This window comes from Bacillus sp. es.036 (genome assembly GCF_002563635.1).
Lineage (GTDB): Bacteria > Bacillota > Bacilli > Bacillales > Guptibacillaceae > Guptibacillus.
The window spans coordinates 41,829-67,419 of sequence record NZ_PDIZ01000003.1 but is presented as its reverse complement, the minus strand read 5'-3'; the positions used below and the strand labels follow the sequence as shown (position 1 = coordinate 67,419).

Here is a 25,591-nt window from a genome sequence, read left to right as displayed (position 1 = left end):
CATTATTTAGGACGAACTATTCTCTATTTTCAGCTTAATCTTTTTATCTGAACCTGACCAGCGTACATAAGATGGTCCGTTCCATTGTAATTCAAGTTCATGCTCTCCTTCAGAAAGGCCGCTTGCATCAATATAAGCTTGAAAATCCCCATTCTGAATCGTATCAAGCACACTCGATACACCGTAAAGTGTCATATTCGTTGAACCTTGCTCCGGTTCTGAGATATTCGCCGCTAAGCCTTCAGATATTCCGGTAACTTTAATCGGTACATCTTCAAATGCTTTTTCGTCCTCTTTACCGACTGTAATCTTTGCTTTTACTGTCTCAGGATCTACTTTCTTCATTCCTTCGGGCACCGGCACATCAAGTTCAATGGTTGTATCCTTCGTAATTTCTGATAAATCTAGCGGAATACCATCAAGAAATTCTAACTTTCCAAGTTCCTCTTCTGGACCAAATACAGATACCTCTTTTGGCTCAAGTTCAATCGACGAGATGCTGGTGCCTTCAGGAAGCTTGCCTGTTTGATCAAGCTTAATTGGCACCTTCTTAAAAGGGGCTGTAACTGGTACCTTTACATCCACTACGGCAGGGTCAATCGATAGTCCCTGTATTTCTTCCATATTCGCATCGTACACATTTAGTGTAATTCTTTCGTTTACTTCTTCTTTTGCGTCGCTAACATTCACGTATCCTCTAACGAAGGCAACTTGTTCAAGCTTGGAACTAGCACCTGTCACGGTAACGGTTTTTGGAGAAACAATTGGTTCTTCTGTTGAATAGCCTTCAGGTAGCTCTTCTGCTTTCAATAAATTGATTCCAGCTTGGAACGTGTTTGATTTTTTCTCTTCGATCGTGACAGACACCCGAACAGGATCAATCGTCACATCCACGTTTTCTGGGAAATCTCTATGCTTTACTGTCACAAGATGCTGACCAGGAGTGAGATTTCGTAAATCCACATAAATTTCTTTGTTTGTTAGCTTTGATAGCATTAAGCCATCTGTCCGACCTTCAACCAGAACATCTACAGTTTCAGGTAAATCAGATACGACCACGTTCTCCTCATCATAAAGTACTTCGAGCTCCATATTTGGAATACGTTCTGATTCAGACTGTGGCTGAAGAACGTCGTTCGTGTTTGACGTTGAGGCATCAGGCATGGCAACAATCGTATAAAGCATAAGAGCGAGAAGAAAAGAGATGATTTTGACAAACCAGTTACTCGTCAATAATTTATCCATTACTTTTTCCCCCTCCAATTACTGAAACGGTTGGAAGACTCGGTTTTTGATACGGACGGGTTTAATTCTGCATTCAGCAGATCACGCAAAGCCTCTTCTGATAAATTTCGATGTAGCTCTCCATTCTTTGTCAGGGAGATACTACCCGTTTCTTCAGAAACAACAAGTGTTAAGCTATCTGTAACTTCACTTATACCTAGTGCTGCCCTATGCCTAGTTCCAAGCTCCTTAGAAATAAAAGGGCTTTCTGATAAGGGCAAATAGCAGGCGGCAGCTAGAATTTCATCTTTTTTCAAAATCACTGCACCATCATGAAGAGGGGTATTAGGAATAAAAATGTTAATTAAAAGCTCCGAAGTCAGTTTAGCATTCATAGGAATTCCTGTCTCTACATAATCGTTCAGTCCAGTTTCACGCTCAATTGAGAGCAAAGCACCGATTCTTCGCTTCGCCATGTAGGATGAGGACTTAATGATCGCTTCAACCATTTTATTTGTTTCTTCCTCTTCTACTGCCGAACGAGCAAACAGCCGACCACGTCCTAATTGTTCAAGTGCCCTTCGAAGCTCTGGTTGGAAAATAATAATAATGGCAAGAAGTCCATAGAGCACGACTCGCTCCAAAATCCAATGCAAAGTATTTAGTTCGAAAAAGCTACTTAAAAACCAGGCTGCAATAATGACGGTTATTCCCTTTAGAAGCTGAACGGCCTTCGTGCCGCGAATAAGCATAATAATTTTATATATCACATACGTAACGAGTAAAATATCAATAATCTCAGTTATGTAATCAAGTACATTTACATTTCCGACAGGCAGCACGGCTCTTCCTCCAAACATATTGTATTTAGCCTGAAGTTCACTTCAAATGCATCGCTAAAATACATTTGTAACTTTTTAATTATATCATATTTTTGACAACTTCAAAAAAGCAACTACCTACTCACTAAATCGCTCTCCTCGTTCAATAAGGATGCCATATACGTTTGAAAGAATTACCTCCATAAAAAAAGTAAATCGCCTATTAGACGATTTACTTTTTTTCTTCTTCACTAGAAAAAAGATTACCCACATCTTGTAAAAGGTTTTTAATTTGATACCAAGTCCAGTCTAGAATATGGTCTACTTCTTCAATCTCACCGGTTACCTGTCCTGCAGAGGCCATGTACTGTTCTCCGTTAATGACAAGCACATCCCCTTTAACTTGACCTTCTATTTCAAGGTTGCGATTTTTTACTGTTAAATCGCCCTCAACCACTTCACCTTCAGGCACAATAACTGTATTTGTATCCTGCTCAAATCTTAAATTCCCAGAAAGAGCAGACAATTGATCCTCACTCGTCCACGATGAATAAACGGATCCTGCCATCAAAACAAGGAATAGGACAGCAGCAGTTACAAATGGATGTGATTTCATCCAGCGTTTCATCCAAACAGTACGCTTTTCCTGAGGTAGCTGCTCCATTACCTTTGATGTAAAACCATCGGGCGCCTTCATAGAAGGCGAGCTGAGGAGAAACGATTCCGTTTTTTTCAATTCTTCATAATGCTCTTTGCAATCATCACATGTTTGCAAGTGATCAAATAGCTCGCGACGCTGTTCATTCGTAGCTTCTTCATCAAGTACTTCATGCATGAGCACAATTATTTCTGCAGGGCATTTCATAGCTTCTCCCCCTTTCTCACTGCTCCCGAAGTTTCTTCCTAAGTGTTTCTCTCCCACGATGAATACGGGTTTTGACTGTACCTACTGGCAAATCGAGAATTTCACTAATCTCCTTGAGCGATAGTTCTTGGATATACTTTAACGTTATAGCACTTCGATATTTAGCTGGCAAGCTTAAAATTGCCTGATGGATCCCTTCTTGCGCCTCCAAAGACACCACTTCTTCTTCAGGTAATGGCTCATCTGTCGAAATTTGAGAATACATCGTTAACCCTTCTGTACCTGATACTTCAGCATCAAGGTAATAATCCGGTTTCTTTTTACGCATTCGATCAATCGATAAGTTTGTGGCGATCCGGTATAACCAGGTAGAAAATTTCCGGTCGATCTGATAGCGATCGATATTCGTATATGCACGAATAAACGCCTCCTGAGCCACATCCTCAGCCTCCTGCCTGTTTCCTAGCATTCGATAGGTGAGAGCAAAGACTCGATCTTTATAGAGCTCTACCAGCTCCCCAAATGCATTATGATCCCCTTTTCTTACTTTTAGTACGATTCGCTTTACTATCGCGTCCATATTTTCTCAACCCCCGCTGATTCCTGCGGCTATTATAGTTACGTATCAGGAAAAACAAAGTTTCATTATTTCAAAAAAAAATCATATTATCCTTTCTTATTCTATCACGTTTGAATTGGTCTTTATAACGGAAATACATAATTTTCTAGCAAAAACGGTTTATCTTTTATGCAATTTGGGTAATAAGGGTATAAATTATTGAAAGGGTGGTTCGACTCATGGAAAGGGTGAATCGAAAGATAAGCTTTCAAATCGGATCGGAAAAAGACCTTTTATTAAAAGAAATTGAAGCTTCACGTAATAAAATGAATTTGTTAGCACGAAACAAGCCACTTAGCTCTAATGAAATTATAGAAATTAGCACTTATCTTGATTATCTTTTAAACGAATACGATCAGCGTCGAAATAAAAAAACCGCTGCTTTCTAATGAAGAAAGCAGCGGTTTTCTATGTTATTTTAATTTTTCTCCGAATAAAGACCCCATTAATGCAACAGCCACTGTAGCCGTTTTATTTTTTTCATCCAAAATAGGGTTCACTTCAACAAATTCTGCTGATGTTAGAATATTGGCTTCTGCAAGCATTTCCATCGCAAGGTGGCTCTCACGATAGCTGATTCCTCCAAGCACTGGCGTTCCTACTCCAGGTGCATCGTGTGGATCAAGTCCATCGAGATCAAGACTTAAATGCACACCATCTGCATCCTTCGATACATACTCAATCGCTTCTTCCATTACTTTTGTCATACCCATTCGATCAATTTCATGCATTGTATAAACTTTAATGCCCTTTTCTTTAATAAGTTCTCGCTCTCCTTCATCAAGTGAACGAGCGCCGATAATCACAATATTCTCAGGCTTAATCTTAGGAGAGTATCCTGAAATTCCAGTTAAAGAATCATCGCCAATTCCTAGACTTACAGCAAGTGGCATACCGTGTATATTTCCAGATGGTGACGTTTCTGAGTTGTTTAAATCTCCATGGGCGTCATACCAGATAACCCCTAAATTATCGTAATTACGCGCAACTCCCGCAAGAGTTCCGATTGCAATACTATGATCTCCTCCAAACACTAACGGAAAACGCTTTCGATTTACGACATCATTAACAACGTTAGAAAGCTTCTCACTAGCATCAGCCACTTCTTTTAAGTTCTTCAGCTGATGATCTTGATCCTCAGGTCGCTTTTCTGGTCTACCAATTTCAATATCTCCAAGATCTTCAATATCATAATTCAATTTTGTTAACCGTTCGACTATTCCTGCATATCGAATGGCACTTGGTCCCATATCGACACCGCGTCTCATTTGCCCAAGATCCATTGGTACACCGATAATTGAAAGTTCATGATTCATTATGTAGTCCTCCTCGTATCCTAGTCTAGCTCTATTTTACCCAGATCTCGACAAATGACTCAACCTGACATAAAATACGAATAAATATTCATACAATTACGTAAATTGGACCTTTTTACGGATAAATATAAGTGGAAGAATAAATAACTGTAAGGAGATCATGTAAAAGTTAAACTTGAAGGTAACAGGAAAACTTGGAATAGAACGAAATGGAGGATGTGAAGCATTTTAAACATAAAAAAAACCCTAAACATGGTTTAAGGAAATTGGTGGAGCCTAGCGGGATCGAACCGCTGACCTCCTGCGTGCAAGGCAGGCGCTCTCCCAGCTGAGCTAAGGCCCCATTTGGAGCGGGTGATGGGGATCGAACCCACGACATCAGCTTGGAAGGCTGAGGTTTTACCACTAAACTACACCCGCATATAAAGTTTGGAGCGGAAGACGGGATTCGAACCCGCGACCCCCACCTTGGCAAGGTGATGTTCTACCACTGAACTACTTCCGCATATGGTGAGCCATGAAGGACTCGAACCTTCGACCCTCTGATTAAAAGTCAGATGCTCTACCAACTGAGCTAATGGCTCTTACTGGTGGAGGGGGACGGATTCGAACCGCCGAACCCTGAGGGAGCGGATTTACAGTCCGCCGCGTTTAGCCACTTCGCTACCCCTCCACAAGTGAGAAAAAAATGGTGCCGGCCAGAGGACTTGAACCCCCAACCTACTGATTACAAGTCAGTTGCTCTACCAATTGAGCTAGGCCGGCGAAGAATTTTGAGAAAATCAATCTAACTTACAAATAAAAAACAGTGCACTCGATTGAGTACTCCTGAAAGTAAGTTAATTATTATTAGAAAAATGGTGGAGGATGACGGGCTCGAACCGCCGACCCTCTGCTTGTAAGGCAGATGCTCTCCCAGCTGAGCTAATCCTCCACAGAGCAAAAATTAATATTGGTGACCCGTACGGGATTCGAACCCGTGTTACCGCCGTGAAAGGGCGGTGTCTTAACCGCTTGACCAACGGGCCATGTCCTGGAGCTTCCAACCGGATTCGAACCGATGACCCCTTCCTTACCATGGAAGTGCTCTACCTGCTGAGCTATGGAAGCATAATGGCTCCACAGGTAGGATTCGAACCTACGACCGATCGGTTAACAGCCGATTGCTCTACCACTGAGCTACTGTGGAATATTGGTCAGCCTGGCAAAGTCCTACTCTTGCAGGGGGAGATCCCCCAACTACCATCGGCGCTGAAGAGCTTAACTTCCGTGTTCGGCATGGGAACGGGTGTGACCTCTTCGCCATCATTACCAGACTAATCAATGGTTGATCCACTAGAAAGTGTTTAACCAAGGACAAGATATATCTTACTATATTTCTTTGTAAAGATCAAGAAAAATATTATTCCCTGAAAACTAGATAGCACGCACAACGTATTCCAATAATATCAAGTTTAGTGAGACATGCTCACATCACTTTTGTTTTAGGTTAAGCCCTCGATCGATTAGTATTCGTCAGCTCCACGTGTTGCCACGCTTCCACCCCGAACCTATCTACCTCATCATCTCTAAGGGATCTTACCAGCTTAATGCTGTGGGAAATCTCATCTCGAGGGGGGCTTCATGCTTAGATGCTTTCAGCACTTATCCCTTCCACACGTAGCTACCCAGCTATGCTCCTGGCGGAACAACTGGTACACCAGCGGTGTGTCCATCCCGGTCCTCTCGTACTAAGGACAGCTCCTCTCAAATTTCCTGCGCCCGCGACGGATAGGGACCGAACTGTCTCACGACGTTCTGAACCCAGCTCGCGTACCGCTTTAATGGGCGAACAGCCCAACCCTTGGGACCTACTTCAGCCCCAGGATGCGATGAGCCGACATCGAGGTGCCAAACCTCCCCGTCGATGTGGACTCTTGGGGGAGATAAGCCTGTTATCCCCAGGGTAGCTTTTATCCGTTGAGCGATGGCCCTTCCATGCGGAACCACCGGATCACTAAGCCCGACTTTCGTCCCTGCTCGACTTGTAGGTCTCGCAGTCAAGCTCCCTTGTGCCTTTACACTCTGCGAATGATTTCCAACCATTCTGAGGGAACCTTTGGGCGCCTCCGTTACACTTTAGGAGGCGACCGCCCCAGTCAAACTGCCCACCTGACACTGTCTCCGCACCGGATCACGGTGCTGGGTTAGAATGTCAGTACAGCCAGGGTAGTATCCCACCGACGCCTCCATCGAACCTGGCGGTCCGACTTCTATGGCTCCTACCTATCCTGTACAAGCTGTACCAAAATCCAATATCAGGCTACAGTAAAGCTCCATGGGGTCTTTCCGTCCTGTCGCGGGTAACCTGCATCTTCACAGGTACTATAATTTCACCGGGTCTCTCGTTGAGACAGTATCCAAGTCGTTGCACCTTTCGTGCGGGTCGGAACTTACCCGACAAGGAATTTCGCTACCTTAGGACCGTTATAGTTACGGCCGCCGTTTACTGGGGCTTCGATTCAGAGCTTCTCCCGTAAGGGATAACCCCTCCTCTTAACCTTCCAGCACCGGGCAGGTGTCAGCCCCTATACTTCGCCTTACGGCTTTGCAGAGACCTGTGTTTTTGCTAAACAGTCGCTTGGATCTTTTCACTGCGGCTCCCCTGGGCTATTAACCCGAGGAAGCACCCCTTCTCCCGAAGTTACGGGGTCATTTTGCCGAGTTCCTTAACGAGAGTTCTCCCGATCGTCTTAGGATTCTCTCCTCGCCTACCTGTGTCGGTTTGCGGTACGGGCACCTCTTTCCTCACTAGAGGCTTTTCTTGGCAGCGTAGAATCAAGGACTTCGGTACTAAATTTCCCTCGCCATCACGACTCAGCCTTCACGGTGAACGGATTTACCTATTCACCAGCCTAATCGCTTGGACGCGCATTTCCAGCAGCGCGCTCTCCCTATCTTTCTGCGTCCCCCCGTCGTTCAAACGGAAAGGAGGTGGTACAGGAATATCAACCTGTTATCCATCGCCTACGCCTTTCGGCCTCGGCTTAGGTCCCGACTAACCCTGAGCGGACGAGCCTTCCTCAGGAAACCTTGGGCTTTCGACGGACAAGATTCTCACTTGTCTTTCGCTACTCATACCGGCATTCTCACTTCTAAGCGCTCCACCAGTCCTTTCGGTCTGACTTCACAGCCCTTAGAACGCTCTCCTACCATTGTCGTAAGACAATCCACAGCTTCGGTGATACGTTTAGCCCCGGTACATTTTCGGCGCAGCGTCACTCGACCAGTGAGCTATTACGCACTCTTTAAATGATGGCTGCTTCTAAGCCAACATCCTGGTTGTCTAAGCAACGCCACATCCTTTTCCACTTAACGTATACTTTGGGACCTTAGCTGGTGGTCTGGGCTGTTTCCCTCTCGACTACGGATCTTATCACTCGCAGTCTGACTCCCGCGGATAAATCGTTGGCATTCGGAGTTTGACTGGATTCGGTAATCCGGTAAGGACCCCTAGTCCAATCAGTGCTCTACCTCCAAGATTCTTGCCGCGAGGCTAGCCCTAAAGCTATTTCGGAGAGAACCAGCTATCTCCAGGTTCGATTGGCATTTCACCGCTACCCACACCTCATCCCCGCATTTTTCAACATGCGTGGGTTCGGGCCTCCATTCAGTGTTACCTGAACTTCACCCTGGACATGGGTAGATCACCTGGTTTCGGGTCTACGACCACGTACTATTTCGCCCTATTCAGACTCGCTTTCGCTGCGGCTCCGCCTTATCAGCTTAACCTTGCACGGGATCGTAACTCGCCGGTTCATTCTACAAAAGGCACGCTGTCACCCATTAACGGGCTCCAACTAGTTGTAGGCACACGGTTTCAGGTTCTCTTTCACTCCCCTTCCGGGGTGCTTTTCACCTTTCCCTCACGGTACTGGTTCACTATCGGTCACTAGAGAGTATTTAGCCTTGGGAGATGGTCCTCCCAGATTCCGACGGGGTTTCACGTGTCCCGCCGTACTCAGGATCCGTCTCGGAGGGCAGCGGATTTTGACTACAGGATTGTTACCTTCTGTGATGGACCTTTCCAGGTCGCTTCGTCTATCCGTGCCTTTGTAACTCCAAAGAGACGTCCTACAACCCCAGAGGGCAAGCCCTCTGGTTTGGGCTGATTCCGTTTCGCTCGCCGCTACTCAGGAAATCGCATTTGCTTTCTCTTCCTCCGGGTAATGAGATGTTTCAGTTCCCCGGGTCTGCCTTCCATTCCCTATGTATTCAGAAATGGATACCATCCTATTAAAGATGGTGGGTTCCCCCATTCGGAAATCTCCGGATCAAAGCGTACTTACAGCTCCCCGAAGCATATCGGTGTTCGTCCCGTCCTTCTTAGGCTTCTAGTGCCAAGGCATCCACCGTGCGCCCTTAGTAGCTTAACCTTCGATTTGTTAGGCATTACTGCCATAACGCATCAGTTATTACTAAGTTATTGCATAAAAAATAATTATTGGATGTCGTTGTTTATGCTATCTAGTTTTCAAGGAACAAGGCTACTACTTGAATCCACTTCTATGCTGCCTTGCACCGAGGAAGCCAACATCGTTAGCGTTACTCGAAGACGCAGGTGCACATCTGTTTCATCATATAAGCCACGTTTTGAAAGAAGTAATCATTCTTTCAAAACTAAACGAAACGCTCATGTAAGGTTGGTAACGTAAGTTACCTTCGTAATTCTCCATAGAAAGGAGGTGATCCAGCCGCACCTTCCGATACGGCTACCTTGTTACGACTTCACCCCAATCATTTGTCCCACCTTCGGCGGCTGGCTCCATAAAGGTTACCCCACCGACTTCGGGTGTTACAAACTCTCGTGGTGTGACGGGCGGTGTGTACAAGGCCCGGGAACGTATTCACCGCGGCATGCTGATCCGCGATTACTAGCAATTCCGGCTTCATGCAGGCGAGTTGCAGCCTGCAATCCGAACTGAGAACGGCTTTATGGGATTTGCTTCACCTCGCGGTGTTGCTGCCCTTTGTACCGTCCATTGTAGCACGTGTGTAGCCCAGGTCATAAGGGGCATGATGATTTGACGTCATCCCCACCTTCCTCCGGTTTGTCACCGGCAGTCACCTTAGAGTGCCCAACTAAATGCTGGCAACTAAGATCAAGGGTTGCGCTCGTTGCGGGACTTAACCCAACATCTCACGACACGAGCTGACGACAACCATGCACCACCTGTCACTCTGTCCCCCGAAGGGGAACGTCCTGTCTCCAGGATTGTCAGAGGATGTCAAGACCTGGTAAGGTTCTTCGCGTTGCTTCGAATTAAACCACATGCTCCACTGCTTGTGCGGGCCCCCGTCAATTCCTTTGAGTTTCAACCTTGCGGTCGTACTCCCCAGGCGGAGTGCTTAATGTGTTAACTTCAGCACTGAGGGTGGAACCCCCCAACACCTAGCACTCATCGTTTACGGCGTGGACTACCAGGGTATCTAATCCTGTTTGCTCCCCACGCTTTCGCGCCTCAGCGTCAGTTACAGACCAGAGAGCCGCCTTCGCCACTGGTGTTCCTCCACATATCTACGCATTTCACCGCTACACGTGGAATTCCACTCTCCTCTTCTGCACTCAAGTCCTCCAGTTTCCAATGACCCTCCACGGTTGAGCCGTGGGCTTTCACATCAGACTTAAAAGACCGCCTGCGCGCGCTTTACGCCCAATAATTCCGGACAACGCTTGCCACCTACGTATTACCGCGGCTGCTGGCACGTAGTTAGCCGTGGCTTTCTGGTTAGGTACCGTCAAGGTACCGCCCTATTCGAACGGTACTTGTTCTTCCCTAACAACAGAGCTTTACGACCCGAAGGCCTTCGTCACTCACGCGGCGTTGCTCCGTCAGACTTTCGTCCATTGCGGAAGATTCCCTACTGCTGCCTCCCGTAGGAGTCTGGGCCGTGTCTCAGTCCCAGTGTGGCCGATCACCCTCTCAGGTCGGCTACGCATCGTCGCCTTGGTAAGCCATTACCTTACCAACTAGCTAATGCGCCGCGGGCCCATCCTGCAGTGTTAGCTCAGAAAGCCAACTTTCAACATTGCACCATGCGGTGCGATGTATTACCCGGTATTAGCTCCGGTTTCCCGGAGTTATCCCAGTCTGCAGGGCAGGTTGCCCACGTGTTACTCACCCGTCCGCCGCTAAGATCAGGGAGCAAGCTCCCATCTCTTCGCTCGACTTGCATGTATTAGGCACGCCGCCAGCGTTCGTCCTGAGCCAGGATCAAACTCTCCGATAGAAAGCTTAATCTAGCTTTTAAAACAATTTGTTTCCGTAGAAACAACTACTTACATGGCGTTTCGTTCAGTTTTCAAAGAGCAATTCGTTTCTTTCAATGTCGTTTTCAGCGACTTTATTAATGTAACACATTAACTAAGTTGGCGTCAACAACTTTTTGAAATTGTTTTTTTGTGTCAACCGTGTTGTTGCGGCGACCTATATAAATATACAGGTAGTTTTTCAATTTGACAAGAGATAATTTAAATTAATTTGAACTTTTTTTCAAAATGCGCACGTACTTTGCTATTTCAGCTTGTGTAGCGGTTCTTTTATAGATACCTAATAGAAGCTGATAACGTTCTTCCATCGCTCTTTTAATTAAACCATCAATCCGACTGTTATCCAAATCTAACAGTAGCTCTTCCATTTCTCGCTTTAGCAAATACTCTATTTCTTTCATTTCTTTAAAGCTAACTAAAAAGCCCATCATCTAAAACCACTCCTTCCTCACACCAGTATGACCAGGTAATTTGTGATTTATGTGTATCCTAAACAGTTTGTACATAGTTAAGAAACTTTTCGCATATGAATGGGACAAAGGGGGTGCATCATGAAGTTTTTTTGGATTTGGAATGGAATTAGAATTAAACAAGGCCTTATTATTGTAGCGGCTGCTTTCTTTGCTGCCATTATTCTTTTTGTCGAAAGTGGAGACCTCGCTGTGTTTACAAATAATGATGTTCCGCTCGCCGTGGATCAGGTAAAGAGCGATGATAAACGCCTTGCCTTAACCTTTGACATTAGTTGGGGTGAAACAAAAGCAATCCCGATACTTGAAGAATTAAAACAACACAATGTTAAAGCTTCTTTTTTTATTTCTGGTGCTTGGGCGGAGCGTCATCCTGAAGTAGTCGAACAAATAGCAAAAGACGGCCACGAAATTGGTAACCTTGGTTATCGGTACGAAAACTACACAAACATGAAAGATGAGGAGATCAAGAAGGATATCATTCGTTCGAGCGAAGCTATAAAAAAAGTAACCGATGAAGAACCACAATTGCTAAGACCACCTAACGGAAACTTTGATAAGCGTGTTCTCACGATTTCAAACAAATTTAACTATACCCTTATTCACTGGAGTCTTGATTCTGAAGATTGGAAAAACCCAGGGGTAGAGAACATTGTGAAAAATGTAACGAAAGAGATCGACCCAGGTGACATTATTCTTATGCATGCATCCGATTCAGCAAAACAGACGGCAGAAGCTCTTCCAGAAGTGATTGCTGCTTTAAAGAAGAAAGGCTATTCTTTCGCAACGGTGAGTGAACTTGTCTCTAACGCCAACATCAATAGTAAAGAAGTAAAATAAGCCGCTTTCCAATTGGAAAGCGGCTTTCGTTTATACGTCTTTTTGAATTAAACGATGAAGTGTTAGCAATTGCCATACATTACTTACTAAGAGAGGGATCAAAATAAGCCAGAGCCACTTTGGATCATTGCTTTGTAGTCCTGGAATCCATTCGAGGATGGTAACAACGACAATAAAGAAAAGAGCTGGAATAAACGCCTGCTTATTCGTTTCTTTTTGCTTCACATATGCCGTAACAAGTCCGACAGCTAAAAGAAATAACGCAATGAGTATGTAGCTAATCACACTTTCTCCCTCTTCTGCAAAGACCTCATAGCGGAAATAGACTAAATCAAATAAAGCTACTGCAATCAACACTACCTGGATTGTATTCCAGAGTTTGACTGATTTGAAAATACCAAGACCAAATCGGTGAATCGTTAAATACGCAAAAAACCCCATCTGACTAATCAAACTAAAGATGCTCGATACTCCTAATAACCAAAGTATGACGATTAGGAACGATAATATTTCTCCATTTTTTAGATCTGCCCAGTACTGTGACCAGTCTAAAACAAGACCTGTAAGCATACCAGCTGTTGATCCAATCAGAAGGGTTGTAAAAAATAAATAAACAAGATTTCTTGTTTTCAAAATCAAACCCCCGTGAACGTTAATGGTGCTTCTATGTTGAATTGTACCAATGCCACTTTTAAATTGCCACCCTTCCTTTATTCACCGGGTATAAATTCACAGTTTCGCCTAATATTAAGAATAAGATTTTGAGAAAGGAGCGCATCTATATGTATCAGCGTTTCAAACTACTCACACTATGCTTCGTTATTCTTCTGATTGCAGGATGTGCCACAGGTTCTGCTGAAGGATCTCAAGCCAATTATGAAGAAACGAAAAAAATGCTTGTCGACCTTCTGAAGTCGGACGAAGGCAAGAAAGCCATTCAAGAAGTACTGTCAGATGCAGAAATAAAGAAACAACTTGTTATGGAACAACCATTTGTGAAAGAAACCATACAAAAGGTGCTTACAACTGAAGAAGGAAAAGCATACTGGCAAGAAATGTTGAAAGACCCTACTTTCGTTGAAAACTTTGCTAAAAACATTCAGGAAGAGAATAAGGAATTGTTCAAATCCCTAATGGATGATCCTGACTTTCAGGAAAAGATGATGGATCTGTTGCAAGATCCAGTCATGGAAAAGCACTATTTACAACTCCTTGAAAGCAACCAGTCTCGCCAACAAATCAAAGACTTGATTTCCGAAACTTTTGAAAGCCCATTATTCCAAGCAAAGATTCAGGAGATGCTTACAGGAATTACGTCAGAGCAACTGAAATCTTCCGGTGGTGGTAAGGAAGAAGGCAATGGTAATTCTGATTCAAAGAATGGAGAAAGCTCAAATTCTGGACAGGAATAGCCAAACGAAAGGAAAGGACATGCCCCAAGGCACGTCCTTTCCTTTTATTCTGCAGTTCTTTTGATAATCTCATTAGCAATTTGGAGGTACTGCATGCCAATCGGATGTTCTTCTTGGTAAACAGAAGGAGCAAATTCAGCTTCATCGAAGTCTGGTTGCCCGAGAGGAAGTCTGCCAAGAATATCAGTAGATAATTCTGAAGCTAACTTATCTCCGCCACCCTGACCAAATACATACTCTCTCTCACCAGTGACTTTACTTTCAAAATAAGACATGTTTTCCACGACGCCAAGGACTTCATGTTTCGTCTTAAGCGCCATTGCACCCGCTCGAGCTGCAACGAAAGCAGCCGTTGCATGCGGTGTCGTTACAATGATCTCTTTTGAAGCAGGAAGCATCGTATGAACATCCAGCGCCACATCACCTGTTCCTGGTGGTAAATCAAGTAGAAGGTAATCTAATTCTCCCCAATCAACTTCACTAAAGAAGTTATTTAGCATTTTCCCAAGCATCGGCCCGCGCCAGATAACAGGAGCATTATCTTCTACAAAGAAGGCCATCGACATGACTTTAACGCCAAAACGCTCAACGGGATAGATTTTTTCATTTTCTACTTTTGGTCTCGTTTCAATCCCCATCATATCTGGAACGCTAAATCCGTAAATATCCGCATCAATAATACCAACTTTTTTTCCGAGACGGGCAAGTGACGTTGCAAGGTTTACTGTAACCGTTGATTTCCCAACTCCACCTTTACCACTTGCTACCGCGATAAATTGTGTTTTACTTTCCGGGGAAAGCAGTGGAGGAAGATCTGGATTAGCTGATGTTCCCTCAGGAAGTTCTTCGTCTGCTAATTGTTCAAATCGTAACCCAACAGATTCCGCTCCAGCATCCTTTAACGTGTTCACAATCTCTTGCTGTACCTTCATTTGCTCAGCCGATTCTGTTTGAGCTAGGGCTACCTTTACACTGACATAGCCTTCCTTCGTTTTCACATCACGAATCGTGATACTTTTATGTAAAATAGGATCTTGCACCTTTTGTAGTAATTCAACGACCTGATCTTTCGTTAACATGGAGGCACCACCTTCTCTGAATTCGATTACATTGCTAGTATAACATATCATTCAGAGAGTTTTGACTACGGTGCTTCACGTGAAATTCATGGACTTTAAATACTAAAACGAGTCAGTGCTTATTCTTCTGGCACTGACTCGTTTGTCGCATAGCGAATAATCCCTTGATAAATTGAAGCGGCTACTTTGTTCTGGTAGGTATCCGTATTCAATAGTTCTCTCTCCGAGGGATTTGAAAGGAATCCTACCTCAACAAGAGATCCTGGAATTTCAGCCTCCCGGAGCAAATAGACACTGTCCATATTCTTCGCTAGTCTATTTGTATTTTCTAAATTCCGCTTAATTTCATCTTGAATAAAACGAGATAATGCCTCGCTTTCTTCATTTACAGGATTATAAAAAGTCTGCGCACCACTCCATTGAGACGATGGAATCGCATTTAAATGAATACTAACAAAAAGATGATGACTTCCTTCGTTAATAAGTTCAACACGTTTTCTTAAATCTTCAGCTTTTCGATTGCTTAGCCCTTTCGTTCCTTCAGATGCTAAATCGGTATCCGTCTCTCTTGTCATAATAACAAGTGCTCCTGCTTCCTGAAGATAATCCCTTAGCTTTAGAGATATTTTAAGTGCAATGTCTTTTTCAACAACATTATCACCTACCGCTCCTCCATCAGCGCCCCCGTGACCTGGATCAATCACAATAACCTGACCTGATAAAGGTAGATGCCAGGCATCCCATGAAGAATCAATCGCAAATTTGTAATTAATAATAAATAGCAGCACGATGATACCAGTGGCAACGCCAAATCGCTTATACCACTTCTTCATTCTTTTCCAACACCGCCCCTTATTTTGTCCTACATTATCTATATGGGACAGGTGAAAGAATTAGTCTTCAAACTTTATGGATTATTGCAAGCGAAGACGACGTCTCATCATTCCTTTTTCACAACCCGCTTTCCACCAATTCGAAACAAATACATCACACGTAATTTGTAAGGACTCTTCATAAACAGCTGACGTTTTCCAAAAAAGCCAATAATCAAAGAGAGCCTCTATAAGCGCTTTCTCCAATTTAAAACAACGCTTATGCACCACTGACATCGGTTCTCCATAATACGAAAATTTACTATACTCTGCGCCAAGTAAATAGGCTTCGATCGCGATATCCATACAAACATTTTCGACATCCCCTTTGTAGAGAATAGCCTCAGAGAAAAATGGAGAAAACATATCTCTAATGTTATCAGATAACTCTTTCAGAGATATTTCGATTAAAACCCTCCGTTCGAATTCAAGGCGCTTATGACGCTGACGTTCTTTAAATACGGTAATCACATTGTCCATCTCACCCATCCTCTCGACTCGTTTTGTTTTTAGTTTCACTCAAGCGTCATGGAGTATGCGATATGTGAACTGGTAATTCCTTCAGTCTTAGGGATGTCGCCAATCTCAATGTATAAAGCAGAACATAAAAAAACCTCTGGCTAGAAGCCAGAGGTTTTGAATAAAACAAATTAACGTTTTGAGAACTGAGGTGCACGACGTGCTGCTTTAAGACCGTATTTTTTACGTTCTTTCATACGAGCATCACGAGTTAGGAAGCCAGCGCTCTTAAGTGTTGCGCGTGATTCCGGATCAGCTTGAAGAAGTGCACGAGCGATACCGTGACGGATCGCGCCTGCTTGTCCAGTGAATCCACCACCGCTAACATTTACGAAAATATCGTAAGTGCCTTCAGTGCCAGTTTCAACTAGTGGTTGCTTAGAGATAAGCTTTAGTGTTTCAAGATCGAAATAGTCGTCGATCTCACGGTTGTTAATAACCATACGTCCGTTACCAGGAAGTAAACGTACGCGTGCTACAGAGTGTTTACGTCGGCCAGTGCCGTTGTATTGTACTTGTGCCAAGTTGATTCCCTCCTTTTAATTAACCTCTTAGTTCGTATTTTTCAGGCTGTTGTGCCTGGTGATTGTGCTCGCTACCAGCGAATACATGAAGCTTTTTAATCATTTGGCGACCAAGGCTGTTCTTTGGAAGCATACCTTTGATTGCAAGTTCAAGCATTTGCTCTGAACGGTTAGTACGCATTTCTAGAGCATTTCTTGATTTTAAACCACCTGGGTGTCCACTATGACGGTAATACATCTTGTCATTAAGTTTGTTACCAGTTAGTTCAATTTTCTCAGCGTTAAGGATGATCACATGATCACCAGTGTCAACGTGAGGTGTGAAAGTTACTTTATTTTTACCGCGTAGGATCGCTGCTACTTCACTAGCAAGACGGCCAAGTGTTTGACCTTCAGCATCAACGATGTACCATTTGCGCTCGACTTCGTGGCCTTTAGCCATAAATGTTGTACGCATGAGTTTCCCTCCTAAAATCAATCCAATTTATTTTAAAAACTACCACAGAATATTCATTGTCAGTTGTCAGTCAGATTTCTAAATCCGGGGCAAGTGGATGTAGAAATACCAAAGAATATCTTATAATATTGGGAGACAAATGTCAAGTGTTTGAGAACTTTCTTTCGTTTTTTAAGAATACGAGACTTTCCATAAATAGAGTCCATGTGGAGGAGCCGTTTTTCCTGCCTTGTTTCGATCCTTTGCTTCTAGGATTATCGGAATGTCATCAGCTGAACGGCGCCCTTTTCCAACCTCAAACAACGTGCCCATTAGTATGCGGACCATATTATATAGAAAGCCGCTCCCTTCGAACGTAAAAACAAGTTCATCTTGCACTTGCTCAATCTCAATTCGATAGATAGTCCTTACTTTATTCTTCACATCTGTCTTACTGGCACAAAAAGATGTGAAGTCATGCTCACCACTAAGATAAGTAGCTGCACGCTTCATTTCCATGATATCAAGCGTCTGTGGCTCATGCACAGCATAGTTTCTTCTAAAAACGTCAACCGCTGCACGATTGTGCACCCGATACTGGTAGGTTTTTCGAACAACGTCATATCTAGCATGAAAATCACTTGATACAGCTTCTGAATGTAAAACCCTCACGTCATCAGGAAGCTGCGCATTTAACGCTTTCGTCCAATTTTCAAGAGGAATCGATAGTGTTGTATCAAAATGGATCACCTGACCAAATGCATGCACCCGTGCGTCTGTTCTTCCAGACCCCGTAACCTGGACAGCTTCACCTTTGTGCATTTGCTTTAAGGCACGCTGCAGTTCCTCCTGCACTGTGCGTCCATTTGGTTGCACCTGATAACCATTAAAAGCCGTCCCATCGTAAGTGAGCGTCATTTTTATACGTTGCATCACACATTCTCCCCTAACTTCTTAGCAGTAGTAAACTAATACAGAGCAGGAGAAGAATCACAAATAGGGTAGTATCTTTTCCAGACCATTTTAGTAAACGTATGCTCGTTCTACCTTCTCCGCCGCGGTAACCTCTCGCTTCCATCGCCATAGCAAGATCTTCTGCTCGTTTAAACGCACTAACAAAGAGTGGTACAAGAAGTGGCACGATGCTTTTCAAACGTTCTTTAATCGGACCGCTTGAGAATTGGGCACCACGGGCAGATTGAGCTTTCATGATTTTCTCTGTCTCTTCCAGAAGGGTAGGTATAAACCTAAGGGCGATCGACATCATCAGCGCAAATTCATGAACTGGTAAGCCCACTTTTTTCATTGGGCCAAGCAACGTTTCAATCCCTACCGTAATATCAATTGGTGTCGTAGTTAGCGTTAAGAGAGAAGTAATCATAATTAAAAACAATAAACGAAGCGAGATAAAAACCCCCTGCTTCACTCCACCTTCATATACTTCAAGAAATCCCCAATCAAACAGCAAGGGCCCTTCCTTCGTTAAAAATACATGTAGGAGAAACGTGAGGATGATAACGAGCAAAATGGGCTTAAGACCATTATAAATATAGCGAAGAGGTAGTCGAGAGACAAAAATCGCCAGTAAGGTAAAAGCACCAAGCAAAGCATAGGTAATCCAATTGTTCGCTAAAAAGACGATAATGACAAAAAGAAACGCAGTTAAAAGCTTAGCTCTCGGATCAAGTTTATGAATAAAGGATTGTCCCGGAACGTATTGTCCAATAATGATATTTTGCATTAGGAATCCTCCTCTCCCTTCTGCAAAATCGATAACGCTGCATCTACCGCTGCATCAAGTGTAAAAACACTGTGAGGAAGATTTTTAGTAAAGCGCTCTTCCAGGCGATGAATGAACTGTACCGTTTCTGGGACATCAAGGCTTAGTTTTTTTAAAGCTTCAGGATTTGAAAAAATTTTCTCTGGCCCACCTTGCAGGGCGATGCCACCCTTTTCCATAATTAAAATGTCATCCGAAAAACGCGCTGCATCTTCCATGCTATGAGTGACAAGAATCGTCGTTAATCCCTCTTCTTCATGTAGACGATAAAAAAGATCCATAATTTCACGTCTACCGCGAGGATCAAGGCCAGCGGTTGGCTCATCCAATATAAGAATGGATGGCTTCATGGCTAGTACCCCAGCGATAGCAACCCGTCTCATTTGCCCCCCACTTAAATCAAAGGGAGAGCGACTAAGATAAGATTCATCAAGTCCCACTTGATGAATTAGTCTTGTTGCACGCTTCTTTGCTTCTTCTTCTGAAACACCAAAGTTAAGCGGCCCAAAAATAATGTCTTTTTCAATGGTTTCTTCAAATAGCTGATGCTCTGGATATTGAAAAACTATCCCTACATGTTTTCTCAGTGCTTTTAACCGTTTCTCTTTTACACCAGCTTGTATGAAAAACTCACCAATTTGAATACTTCCTCGCGTTGGTTTTAGAAGTCCATTTAAATGCTGAATTAACGTCGACTTTCCCGAACCAGTGTGACCAATAATCGTTTGAAACGTGCCTGATGGAATCGATAAATTAATATTTGAAAGAGCTTTTCGTTCAAATGGTGTTCCTTTACTGTACGAATGCTCTAATTCTTTGATTGTAATGTCCATAGCTCGTTCACCAGTTCCTCCTGAGATAAAGTAAGCCTTGAGAAATCGTATCCTTTCTCACTAAGTGCTCGCTGCACCTGTAGTGGAAACGGTAGATCTAAACCGATTTGCTCGAGCATGTCCCCTTTTTTAAAAACTTCCACAGGAAGTCCCTCGTCAATAACTTCACCTGCATTCATTACTACAAGGCGATCGGCCTGTGCCGCTTCTTCAAGATCATGGGTAATTGAGATAACAGTCATGCCTTCTTCTTCTTTCAACTTACGCATCGTCTGCAACACTTCTTTACGTCCAGCTGGATCAAGCATTGATGTTGCCTCATCTAAAATAACAATCGAAGGCCTTAGTGCAATAATGCCAGCAATGGCTACACGCTGTTTTTGTCCACCAGAAAGACGATGTGGCTCCTGGTCAAGGTAATCTTCCATTCGGACCTTCTGAACGCTCTCACTGATGCGCTCTAACATTAGTTCTCTAGCTATCCCACTATTCTCAAGTCCAAATGCAACATCATCCCGAACGGAAGTTCCGACAAACTGATTATCTGGATTCTGAAAAACGATCCCTACTCTTCTTCTAATCTCCCAAATGCTTTCCTCATCTCGGCTATTGTACCCTTCAACGAGAACATCACCTTGCTCAGGAAGTTGCAAACCATTTAAAAGTTTGGCAAGTGTAGACTTCCCTGACCCATTGTGTCCTACAATGGCTAACCATTCACCCTTATAAACGGAGAGAGACACGTTACGCAACACGTGGGGTTGATCTTCGTGATATCGAAAGGATACACCTTGAACGGTGATAAGTTCTTCCATACTCGTTCCTCCTACCTCTGCTAAATTCAAGCGGTCATCGCCTCAGATACATGATACTGGTGCGAAAAAAAGGCGGGCAGCAAAACCGCCACTTTTTCCTATCAGCATATCGATCGTGGCAACGCCTCTAGAAATGCTTAATCCTATAAAAAAAGCCCGGCATCTGCCAGGCTTTCTTTAATGGCTAGCAGCATGCAACCACTTGAAGATGTGCGTTTAAACAAAAAAACGCACGAAAAAAGGGCATAGAATCAGTATCCAATGTCGAGATCCTGTCCCGCCCTTTTAATCAAGTGCGTCTTATACTAGCTCGATGATAACCATTTCAGCACCGTCACCGCGGCGTGGTCCAAGTTTACGGATACGAGAGTAACCGCCTTGACGCTCTGCATAACGAGGAGCGATATCGCTGAATAGCTTTTGAACTGCATCTTGACCGCTTTCTTGATCCGCTACTTCGTTACGGATGAAAGAAGCTGCTTGACGACGTGCGTGAAGATCCCCGCGTTTACCAAGCGTAATCATTTTGTCGATGAAAGAACGAAGCTCTTTCGCCTTCGATTCTGTCGTTTCAATACGTTCATTGATGATCAAATCTGTAACAAGGTCACGGAATAGCGCTTTACGCGTATCACTCGTACGACCTAACTTTTGGTATGCCATGAAGTATTCCCTCCTTTGTTGTTTATAAAATCAACAACTTAAATATCTATTCTTCGTTACGAAGTCCAAGTCCAAGCTCTTCAAGCTTCTCTTGTACCTCTTCAAGTGATTTACGTCCAAGGTTACGAACTTTCATCATGTCTTCTTCAGACTTCTGAGTTAGTTCTTGAACAGTATTAATGCCAGCACGCTTCAGGCAGTTATATGAACGAACTGAGAGATCGAGCTCTTCGATAGTCATCTCAAGCACTTTCTCTTTTTGATCCTCTTCTTTTTCGACCATGATTTCAGCATTTTGTGCCTGATCTGTTAAGCCCACAAAGATGTTTAAATGCTCATTTAAAATCTTTGCACCTAGCGAAACAGCTTCTTCAGGACGAATGCTTCCATCTGTCCAAACATCAAGGGTTAGTTTGTCATAATTAGTTACCTGGCCAACGCGAGTGTTTTCAACCTGGTAGTTAACACGAGAAACAGGAGTGAAGATCGAGTCAACCGGAATCACACCGATTGGCTGTTCATCATTTTTGTTTCCTTCCGCTTGTACATAGCCTCTTCCGCGAATTGCAGTAACTCGCATTTGGAAACGTGCATTTGCAGAAAGGGTAGCAATATGAAGGTCAGGGTTTAAGATCTCCACGTCGCTGTCATGAGTAATATCTCCAGCTGTTACCGTACCTGGGCCTTGCACATCAACTACTAATGTTTTCTCTTCTTCAGAGTAAACTTTCATAGCCAATTTCTTAAGATTAAGAATGACAGTTGTTACATCTTCATGTACGCCTTCAATCGTAGAGAACTCGTGGAGTACTCCTTCAATTTGTACAGATGTAACAGCAGCACCAGGTAGTGAAGATAACAGGATACGACGAAGGGAATTACCCAGGGTAGTTCCATAACCACGCTCTAATGGTTCTACAACAAACTTTCCGTATTTAGCATCCTCGTTGATAGCTACCGCTTCAATTTTTGGCTTTTCGATTTCGATCATCCAACAAACCCTCCTTCAAAACGTCGAACTTCGGTTAGACATGCTGTCTAACCGAATAATCCCCTTAGGCGGTCAAAATACCAACAACCTAATTATGATTCGTCAACCGTCAACAATTTATACATTATCATTATTGACATGTTCATCAATTGTATACCGATAGATTGAATCTTTCCATAAGAGATTGTTCAAAACCAGGCATTCTCCCGAAGGGGAATATCTACGTTTTTGAACTCTCTACTACCTTAGACTCTACGACGTTTTGGTGGACGGCAGCCGTTATGAGGTACTGGAGTTACGTCACGGATCGCAGTAACTTCTAGACCTACAGCTTGAAGTGCACGGATAGCAGCTTCACGACCAGCTCCAGGGCCTTTAACAGAAACTTCTACAGTTTTCATGCCATGCTCCTGTGCAGTTTTACCTGCAGTTTCAGCAGCCATTTGAGCAGCGAATGGAGTTGACTTACGAGAACCTTTGAAGCCCATGTTACCGGAAGTTGCCCAAGAAATCGCATTTCCGTGAGTGTCAGTAATCGTAATAATAGTGTTGTTAAAAGTAGAACGGATATGAGCTACTCCACTCTCAACATTCTTTTTCACGCGCTTTTTGCGCGTATTTGCTTTACGTTGTTTAGCCATTTGTTAATTACCTCCCTTACTTCTTCTTGTTAGCTACTGTACGGCGAGGGCCTTTACGAGTACGAGAGTTGTTCTTCGTATGTTGACCTCGGACAGGAAGACCACGACGGTGGCGGATACCACGATAAGAACCGATTTCGATTAGACGTTTAATGTTAAGTGAGATTTCACGACGAAGATCACCCTCAACTTTAATTTTGTCTACTACTTCACGGATTTTTCCGAGCTCTTCTTCAGTTAAGTCGCGTACACGAGTGTCTTCAGAAACACCAGCGTCAACTAGAACTTGTTTCGCAGTTGTTTTACCGATTCCATAAACGTAAGTTAACGCGATTACGATGCGCTTTTCGCGTGGAACATCAATACCAGCAATACGTGCCATTACGTTGCACCTCCTTATATATTAGCCTTGTTTTTGCTTATGCTTTGGATTTTCACAGATAACCATAACTTTACCTTTACGGCGAATAACTTTACATTTTTCACACATTGGTTTTACTGACGGTCTTACTTTCATTATTTTAACCCTCCTTGTATTCGGAGATTAATTTCTTATTTATAACGATACGTGATACGTCCACGTGATAGGTCGTATGGAGAAAGCTCAACAGTTACTTTGTCACCTGGTAAAATACGAATGTAATGCATGCGTATCTTTCCGGATACGTGAGCAAGAATCTTATGACCGTTTTCGAGTTCTACTCGAAACATTGCATTCGGTAGAGGTTCGATAACCGTGCCTTCCATTTCAATTACTTCTTCTTTAGCCATCTACTTGCTCTCCCTCCTTTAAATCAATGACGTGTTCACTCAAATACTTTGAGATCGCGAAACGTAGCTTGCCATTTGTGACACGGCCCGTTTCTTCAAGACTTCGCTTTACCTCAGGAGATATATACTCTACCAGCTCAAGGTGTGCGAGGTTCTTCCGCTTAGGACGATCAAACTTTCGTTTATCCCCGTCCGCTAAGAAAACATAACGTTCATCTACAATCCCTACAATCACGCTATATTGATCAGCGTCTCTTCCCCGTTTATTCCGAGCGATCTGACCGATCTCGGGAACGGTATCCGACTCTTTCACGAACCATCACCTTCACTTAGGCCTTTGTTAGTATTTCATATCCTTCTTCCGTAACGGCAATCGTGTGCTCGAAATGAGCGCAGTTCTTACCGTCAGTTGTTACTACAGTCCAATTATCCGAAAGTGTTCGAACGTAGCGAGAGCCCATATTCACCATTGGCTCTACCGCAAGGACCATCCCCTGCTTAAGCCGCGGCCCTTTTCCTGGAGGACCGTAATGGGGAATTTGAGGATCTTCATGAAGGTCCTGACCTACACCATGACCAACATATTCTCGTACAATCGAAAAACCCTCAGCTTCGGCATATGCTTGGATCGCATGAGAGATATCTGAAAGCCTCCTACCAGCTTTCGCCTCATCCAACCCTTTATATAACGATTCCTCGGTAACTTTTAACAACCGTTCGTCTTGTTCTGAGATAGTGCCAACAGGATAGGTCCATGCTGAATCTCCATGATAACCGTTATACTTAGCACCAATATCAATGCTAATTATATCTCCTTCCGCCAACACGCGATCCCCTGGAATACCATGTACTAGCTCTTCATTAACTGAAGCGCATATACTTCCAGTAAATCCATTGTAACCCTTAAAGGAAGGAATTGCATCAAGCTGACGAATAAACCGATCGGCAATCGTATCCAGCTCTTTTGTCGTAACTCCAGGCTTGATGTGCTTCTGTAGTTCTTGATGTGTTAACGCGACAATTCTGCCTGCCTCTCGCATAATATCAAGTTCACGAGGAGTCTTGCAAATAATCATTACGACAACCCTTTGAGAAGTTGATCGACATCTTCAAAAACTTCGTTGATGTCTCTATTGCCATCAATCGTTTTAAGATAGCCTTTGCCTTCATAAAAGGTCAACAATGGCTGCTGTTGCTGCTTGTTGACTTCGAGGCGAGTGCGTACAGTTTCTTCTTTATCATCATCACGTTGATAAAGTTCTCCACCGCACTTATCACAAACTCCTTCTTCCTTAGGAGGATTGAATACTGCGTGATAGGTTGCTCCACAATTTCGGCAAACGCGACGTCCAGTCAAACGCTGCATGAGCTGATCTTCCTCAACTGAAATGTTAATAACATAGTTAAGTTTCTTTCCGAGATCGGATAAGATCGTTTCAAGTGCATCAGCCTGTGCGACAGTTCTTGGAAATCCATCGAGTAGAAAACCTTTTTCGCAATCATCTTTTCCTAAACGCTCCCGTACTATACCGATTGTTACTTCGTCAGGTACGAGGTTTCCAGAATCCATGTACTCTTTCGCTTTTAGACCAAGAGGCGTTCCTTCTTTGATCGCTGCTCGGAACATATCTCCAGTAGAGATATGAGGGATGCCATACTTTTCGACAATCTTTTCTGCCTGGGTTCCTTTTCCGACACCCGGAAGCCCCATTAATACTAGATTCATCTAATCCCTCCGCACGTCACCCAATCGAGGATGAAGGAGGGGAAGAAAGTTCTTCCCAATTTAT

Annotated in this window: 28 protein-coding genes, 10 tRNA genes and 3 rRNA genes; 3 read left to right on the top strand and 38 right to left on the bottom strand. The window is 43.6% G+C overall.

The window, feature by feature from the left end:
• Nucleotides 1–6: 6 nt before the first annotated feature.
• From ATG70_RS19070 to sigW, 4 genes are all read right to left on the bottom strand, one after another.
• A complete protein-coding gene (locus tag ATG70_RS19070) occupies nt 7–1,245 on the bottom strand; it encodes a CdaR family protein (RefSeq protein ID WP_098446012.1) in 1,239 nt (412 codons plus the stop codon).
• Nucleotides 1,245–2,063 carry a diadenylate cyclase CdaA gene (gene cdaA, locus ATG70_RS19065; protein ID WP_098446598.1) on the bottom strand — a complete coding sequence of 273 codons (819 nt, stop codon included), beginning with the start codon at nt 2,061–2,063 and terminating at the stop codon, nt 1,245–1,247. Before cdaA ends, ATG70_RS19070 begins: the two co-directional genes overlap by 1 nt.
• 214 nt (nt 2,064–2,277) lie before the next feature.
• Complete coding sequence (locus ATG70_RS19060; RefSeq protein ID WP_098446011.1) at nt 2,278–2,910, bottom strand: anti-sigma factor family protein; 633 nt, start codon at nt 2,908–2,910, stop codon at nt 2,278–2,280.
• Nucleotides 2,911–2,926: 16 nt separating this feature from the next.
• Nucleotides 2,927–3,490: an RNA polymerase sigma factor SigW gene (gene sigW / locus ATG70_RS19055; protein WP_098446010.1), complete on the bottom strand. Its 564-nt coding sequence runs from the start codon at nt 3,488–3,490 to the stop codon at nt 2,927–2,929.
• A 218-nt stretch (nt 3,491–3,708) separates the two neighbouring features.
• Between sigW and ATG70_RS19050 the strand changes: the two genes are divergently transcribed.
• Nucleotides 3,709–3,918, top strand: a complete 210-nt coding sequence (locus ATG70_RS19050) for an aspartyl-phosphate phosphatase Spo0E family protein (RefSeq protein ID WP_098446009.1) — start codon at nt 3,709–3,711, stop codon at nt 3,916–3,918.
• A gap of 24 nt (nt 3,919–3,942) precedes the next feature.
• Here ATG70_RS19050 and rocF read toward each other — a convergent pair whose 3' ends face one another.
• The 15 genes from rocF to ATG70_RS18975 all read right to left on the bottom strand — a co-directional run bounded on the left by rocF (nt 3,943) and on the right by ATG70_RS18975 (nt 11,586).
• Complete coding sequence (rocF, locus tag ATG70_RS19045; RefSeq protein WP_098446008.1) at nt 3,943–4,845, bottom strand: arginase; 903 nt, start codon at nt 4,843–4,845, stop codon at nt 3,943–3,945.
• Between the two features lie 267 nt (nt 4,846–5,112).
• Nucleotides 5,113–5,188: transfer RNA gene (locus tag ATG70_RS19040), tRNA-Ala, on the bottom strand.
• Nucleotides 5,189–5,191: 3 nt separating this feature from the next.
• Nucleotides 5,192–5,265 (bottom strand) — tRNA-Gly (locus ATG70_RS19035).
• A gap of 10 nt (nt 5,266–5,275) precedes the next feature.
• Nucleotides 5,276–5,350, bottom strand: a tRNA-Gly gene (locus ATG70_RS19030).
• Between the two features lie 3 nt (nt 5,351–5,353).
• Nucleotides 5,354–5,429 (bottom strand) — tRNA-Lys (locus tag ATG70_RS19025).
• Nucleotides 5,430–5,433: 4 nt separating this feature from the next.
• Nucleotides 5,434–5,518: transfer RNA gene (locus tag ATG70_RS19020), tRNA-Tyr, on the bottom strand.
• Nucleotides 5,519–5,534: 16 nt separating this feature from the next.
• Nucleotides 5,535–5,610, bottom strand: a tRNA-Thr gene (locus ATG70_RS19015).
• Nucleotides 5,611–5,703: 93 nt separating this feature from the next.
• A tRNA-Val gene (locus ATG70_RS19010) sits at nt 5,704–5,779 on the bottom strand.
• A 19-nt stretch (nt 5,780–5,798) separates the two neighbouring features.
• A tRNA-Glu gene (locus ATG70_RS19005) sits at nt 5,799–5,873 on the bottom strand.
• Between the two features lie 6 nt (nt 5,874–5,879).
• Nucleotides 5,880–5,955: transfer RNA gene (locus ATG70_RS19000), tRNA-Thr, on the bottom strand.
• A 4-nt stretch (nt 5,956–5,959) separates the two neighbouring features.
• Nucleotides 5,960–6,034 (bottom strand) — tRNA-Asn (locus tag ATG70_RS18995).
• Nucleotides 6,035–6,044: 10 nt separating this feature from the next.
• Nucleotides 6,045–6,161 (bottom strand): 5S ribosomal RNA (gene rrf / locus ATG70_RS18990).
• 169 nt (nt 6,162–6,330) lie between these two features.
• Nucleotides 6,331–9,260: ribosomal RNA gene (locus tag ATG70_RS18985) — 23S ribosomal RNA — on the bottom strand.
• 302 nt (nt 9,261–9,562) lie between these two features.
• Nucleotides 9,563–11,115: ribosomal RNA gene (locus tag ATG70_RS18980) — 16S ribosomal RNA — on the bottom strand.
• The 16S, 23S and 5S rRNA genes sit together here with 10 tRNA genes alongside, the layout of an rRNA operon.
• Before the next feature lie 246 nt (nt 11,116–11,361).
• Nucleotides 11,362–11,586, bottom strand: coding sequence for a hypothetical protein (locus tag ATG70_RS18975; RefSeq protein ID WP_098446007.1), 225 nt, complete (start codon nt 11,584–11,586; stop codon nt 11,362–11,364).
• 120 nt (nt 11,587–11,706) lie between these two features.
• On the opposite strand from ATG70_RS18975, the gene pdaB reads away from it, so the two are divergent.
• Nucleotides 11,707–12,465 (top strand): polysaccharide deacetylase family sporulation protein PdaB, encoded by a 759-nt coding sequence (gene pdaB, locus ATG70_RS18970; RefSeq protein WP_098446006.1) that lies wholly within the window; start codon nt 11,707–11,709, stop codon nt 12,463–12,465.
• 30 nt (nt 12,466–12,495) lie between these two features.
• Here the strand turns inward: pdaB and ATG70_RS18965 are convergent, their stop codons facing one another.
• Nucleotides 12,496–13,098 carry a KinB-signaling pathway activation protein gene (locus tag ATG70_RS18965; protein ID WP_098446005.1) on the bottom strand — a complete coding sequence of 201 codons (603 nt, stop codon included), beginning with the start codon at nt 13,096–13,098 and terminating at the stop codon, nt 12,496–12,498.
• Between the two features lie 149 nt (nt 13,099–13,247).
• On the opposite strand from ATG70_RS18965, the gene gerD reads away from it, so the two are divergent.
• Nucleotides 13,248–13,877 carry a spore germination lipoprotein GerD gene (gene gerD / locus ATG70_RS18960; RefSeq protein ID WP_098446004.1) on the top strand — a complete coding sequence of 210 codons (630 nt, stop codon included), beginning with the start codon at nt 13,248–13,250 and terminating at the stop codon, nt 13,875–13,877.
• A 44-nt stretch (nt 13,878–13,921) separates the two neighbouring features.
• On the opposite strand, the gene ATG70_RS18955 is transcribed toward gerD, so the two are convergent.
• The 18 genes from ATG70_RS18955 to ATG70_RS18870 all read right to left on the bottom strand — a co-directional run bounded on the left by ATG70_RS18955 (nt 13,922) and on the right by ATG70_RS18870 (nt 25,527).
• Nucleotides 13,922–14,956 carry a P-loop NTPase gene (locus ATG70_RS18955; protein WP_098446003.1) on the bottom strand — a complete coding sequence of 345 codons (1,035 nt, stop codon included), beginning with the start codon at nt 14,954–14,956 and terminating at the stop codon, nt 13,922–13,924.
• 119 nt (nt 14,957–15,075) lie between these two features.
• On the bottom strand, nt 15,076–15,789 hold the full coding sequence (cwlD, locus tag ATG70_RS18950) for an N-acetylmuramoyl-L-alanine amidase CwlD (protein ID WP_098446002.1): 714 nt from the start codon (nt 15,787–15,789) through the stop codon (nt 15,076–15,078).
• An 81-nt stretch (nt 15,790–15,870) separates the two neighbouring features.
• Entirely contained in the window at nt 15,871–16,308 is a 438-nt protein-coding gene (locus ATG70_RS18945) for a DUF2521 family protein (RefSeq protein ID WP_179886345.1), read from the bottom strand.
• A gap of 170 nt (nt 16,309–16,478) precedes the next feature.
• Complete coding sequence (gene rpsI / locus ATG70_RS18940; RefSeq protein WP_098446000.1) at nt 16,479–16,871, bottom strand: 30S ribosomal protein S9; 393 nt, start codon at nt 16,869–16,871, stop codon at nt 16,479–16,481.
• 19 nt (nt 16,872–16,890) lie between these two features.
• On the bottom strand, nt 16,891–17,328 hold the full coding sequence (rplM, locus tag ATG70_RS18935; RefSeq protein WP_048313355.1) for a 50S ribosomal protein L13: 438 nt from the start codon (nt 17,326–17,328) through the stop codon (nt 16,891–16,893).
• 171 nt (nt 17,329–17,499) lie between these two features.
• Entirely contained in the window at nt 17,500–18,240 is a 741-nt protein-coding gene (truA, locus tag ATG70_RS18930) for a tRNA pseudouridine(38-40) synthase TruA (protein WP_142329617.1), read from the bottom strand.
• A 13-nt stretch (nt 18,241–18,253) separates the two neighbouring features.
• Nucleotides 18,254–19,048 carry an energy-coupling factor transporter transmembrane component T family protein gene (locus ATG70_RS18925; protein ID WP_098445998.1) on the bottom strand — a complete coding sequence of 265 codons (795 nt, stop codon included), beginning with the start codon at nt 19,046–19,048 and terminating at the stop codon, nt 18,254–18,256.
• Nucleotides 19,048–19,920 carry an energy-coupling factor ABC transporter ATP-binding protein gene (locus tag ATG70_RS18920; RefSeq protein ID WP_098445997.1) on the bottom strand — a complete coding sequence of 291 codons (873 nt, stop codon included), beginning with the start codon at nt 19,918–19,920 and terminating at the stop codon, nt 19,048–19,050. Before ATG70_RS18920 ends, ATG70_RS18925 begins: the two co-directional genes overlap by 1 nt.
• On the bottom strand, nt 19,896–20,735 hold the full coding sequence (locus ATG70_RS18915; RefSeq protein ID WP_098445996.1) for an energy-coupling factor ABC transporter ATP-binding protein: 840 nt from the start codon (nt 20,733–20,735) through the stop codon (nt 19,896–19,898). Before ATG70_RS18915 ends, ATG70_RS18920 begins: the two co-directional genes overlap by 25 nt.
• A gap of 300 nt (nt 20,736–21,035) precedes the next feature.
• Nucleotides 21,036–21,398, bottom strand: a complete 363-nt coding sequence (gene rplQ / locus ATG70_RS18910) for a 50S ribosomal protein L17 (RefSeq protein ID WP_098445995.1) — start codon at nt 21,396–21,398, stop codon at nt 21,036–21,038.
• Nucleotides 21,399–21,444: 46 nt separating this feature from the next.
• A complete protein-coding gene (locus ATG70_RS18905) occupies nt 21,445–22,389 on the bottom strand; it encodes a DNA-directed RNA polymerase subunit alpha (RefSeq protein WP_098445994.1) in 945 nt (314 codons plus the stop codon).
• Nucleotides 22,390–22,634: 245 nt separating this feature from the next.
• Nucleotides 22,635–23,030: a 30S ribosomal protein S11 gene (gene rpsK, locus ATG70_RS18900; RefSeq protein WP_048313348.1), complete on the bottom strand. Its 396-nt coding sequence runs from the start codon at nt 23,028–23,030 to the stop codon at nt 22,635–22,637.
• A 16-nt stretch (nt 23,031–23,046) separates the two neighbouring features.
• Nucleotides 23,047–23,412: a 30S ribosomal protein S13 gene (gene rpsM / locus ATG70_RS18895; RefSeq protein WP_048313347.1), complete on the bottom strand. Its 366-nt coding sequence runs from the start codon at nt 23,410–23,412 to the stop codon at nt 23,047–23,049.
• Between the two features lie 21 nt (nt 23,413–23,433).
• Entirely contained in the window at nt 23,434–23,547 is a 114-nt protein-coding gene (gene rpmJ, locus ATG70_RS18890; protein ID WP_003720928.1) for a 50S ribosomal protein L36, read from the bottom strand.
• Nucleotides 23,548–23,582: 35 nt separating this feature from the next.
• A complete protein-coding gene (infA, locus tag ATG70_RS18885) occupies nt 23,583–23,801 on the bottom strand; it encodes a translation initiation factor IF-1 (protein WP_098445993.1) in 219 nt (72 codons plus the stop codon).
• Nucleotides 23,794–24,114 (bottom strand): KOW domain-containing RNA-binding protein, encoded by a 321-nt coding sequence (locus tag ATG70_RS18880; RefSeq protein WP_098445992.1) that lies wholly within the window; start codon nt 24,112–24,114, stop codon nt 23,794–23,796. The genes infA and ATG70_RS18880 overlap by 8 nt, the downstream gene beginning before the upstream one ends.
• A 16-nt stretch (nt 24,115–24,130) precedes the next feature.
• The gene (map, locus tag ATG70_RS18875; protein ID WP_098445991.1) at nt 24,131–24,877 is read right to left on the bottom strand and encodes a type I methionyl aminopeptidase; all 747 of its coding nucleotides are present in this window, start codon (nt 24,875–24,877) and stop codon (nt 24,131–24,133) included.
• Entirely contained in the window at nt 24,877–25,527 is a 651-nt protein-coding gene (locus ATG70_RS18870; protein ID WP_098445990.1) for an adenylate kinase, read from the bottom strand. Before ATG70_RS18870 ends, map begins: the two co-directional genes overlap by 1 nt.
• Nucleotides 25,528–25,591 lie beyond the last annotated feature (64 nt).

Excerpts from the sequence above, each read along its gene's own strand:
- ATG70_RS19070 (WP_098446012.1), bottom strand. The coding sequence starts at position 1,245 with ATGGATAAATTATTGACGAGTAACTGGTTTGTCAAAATCATCTCTTTT.
- ATG70_RS19060 (WP_098446011.1), bottom strand. The coding sequence starts at position 2,910 with ATGAAATGCCCTGCAGAAATAATTGTGCTCATGCATGAAGTACTTGAT.
- sigW (WP_098446010.1), bottom strand. The coding sequence starts at position 3,490 with ATGGACGCGATAGTAAAGCGAATCGTACTAAAAGTAAGAAAAGGGGAT.
- ATG70_RS19050 (WP_098446009.1), top strand. The coding sequence starts at position 3,709 with ATGGAAAGGGTGAATCGAAAGATAAGCTTTCAAATCGGATCGGAAAAA.
- rocF (WP_098446008.1), bottom strand. The coding sequence starts at position 4,845 with ATGAATCATGAACTTTCAATTATCGGTGTACCAATGGATCTTGGGCAA.
- ATG70_RS18975 (WP_098446007.1), bottom strand. The coding sequence starts at position 11,586 with ATGATGGGCTTTTTAGTTAGCTTTAAAGAAATGAAAGAAATAGAGTAT.
- pdaB (WP_098446006.1), top strand. The coding sequence starts at position 11,707 with ATGAAGTTTTTTTGGATTTGGAATGGAATTAGAATTAAACAAGGCCTT.
- gerD (WP_098446004.1), top strand. The coding sequence starts at position 13,248 with ATGTATCAGCGTTTCAAACTACTCACACTATGCTTCGTTATTCTTCTG.
- ATG70_RS18955 (WP_098446003.1), bottom strand. The coding sequence starts at position 14,956 with ATGTTAACGAAAGATCAGGTCGTTGAATTACTACAAAAGGTGCAAGAT.
- cwlD (WP_098446002.1), bottom strand. The coding sequence starts at position 15,789 with ATGAAGAAGTGGTATAAGCGATTTGGCGTTGCCACTGGTATCATCGTG.
- ATG70_RS18945 (WP_179886345.1), bottom strand. The coding sequence starts at position 16,308 with ATGGACAATGTGATTACCGTATTTAAAGAACGTCAGCGTCATAAGCGC.
- rplM (WP_048313355.1), bottom strand. The coding sequence starts at position 17,328 with ATGCGTACAACATTTATGGCTAAAGGCCACGAAGTCGAGCGCAAATGG.
- truA (WP_142329617.1), bottom strand. The coding sequence starts at position 18,240 with ATGCAACGTATAAAAATGACGCTCACTTACGATGGGACGGCTTTTAAT.
- ATG70_RS18925 (WP_098445998.1), bottom strand. The coding sequence starts at position 19,048 with ATGCAAAATATCATTATTGGACAATACGTTCCGGGACAATCCTTTATT.
- ATG70_RS18920 (WP_098445997.1), bottom strand. The coding sequence starts at position 19,920 with ATGGACATTACAATCAAAGAATTAGAGCATTCGTACAGTAAAGGAACA.
- ATG70_RS18915 (WP_098445996.1), bottom strand. The coding sequence starts at position 20,735 with ATGGAAGAACTTATCACCGTTCAAGGTGTATCCTTTCGATATCACGAA.
- rplQ (WP_098445995.1), bottom strand. The coding sequence starts at position 21,398 with ATGGCATACCAAAAGTTAGGTCGTACGAGTGATACGCGTAAAGCGCTA.
- ATG70_RS18905 (WP_098445994.1), bottom strand. The coding sequence starts at position 22,389 with ATGATCGAAATCGAAAAGCCAAAAATTGAAGCGGTAGCTATCAACGAG.
- rpsK (WP_048313348.1), bottom strand. The coding sequence starts at position 23,030 with ATGGCTAAACAACGTAAAGCAAATACGCGCAAAAAGCGCGTGAAAAAG.
- rpsM (WP_048313347.1), bottom strand. The coding sequence starts at position 23,412 with ATGGCACGTATTGCTGGTATTGATGTTCCACGCGAAAAGCGCATCGTA.
- rpmJ (WP_003720928.1), bottom strand. The coding sequence starts at position 23,547 with ATGAAAGTAAGACCGTCAGTAAAACCAATGTGTGAAAAATGTAAAGTT.
- infA (WP_098445993.1), bottom strand. The coding sequence starts at position 23,801 with ATGGCTAAAGAAGAAGTAATTGAAATGGAAGGCACGGTTATCGAACCT.
- map (WP_098445991.1), bottom strand. The coding sequence starts at position 24,877 with ATGATTATTTGCAAGACTCCTCGTGAACTTGATATTATGCGAGAGGCA.
- ATG70_RS18870 (WP_098445990.1), bottom strand. The coding sequence starts at position 25,527 with ATGAATCTAGTATTAATGGGGCTTCCGGGTGTCGGAAAAGGAACCCAG.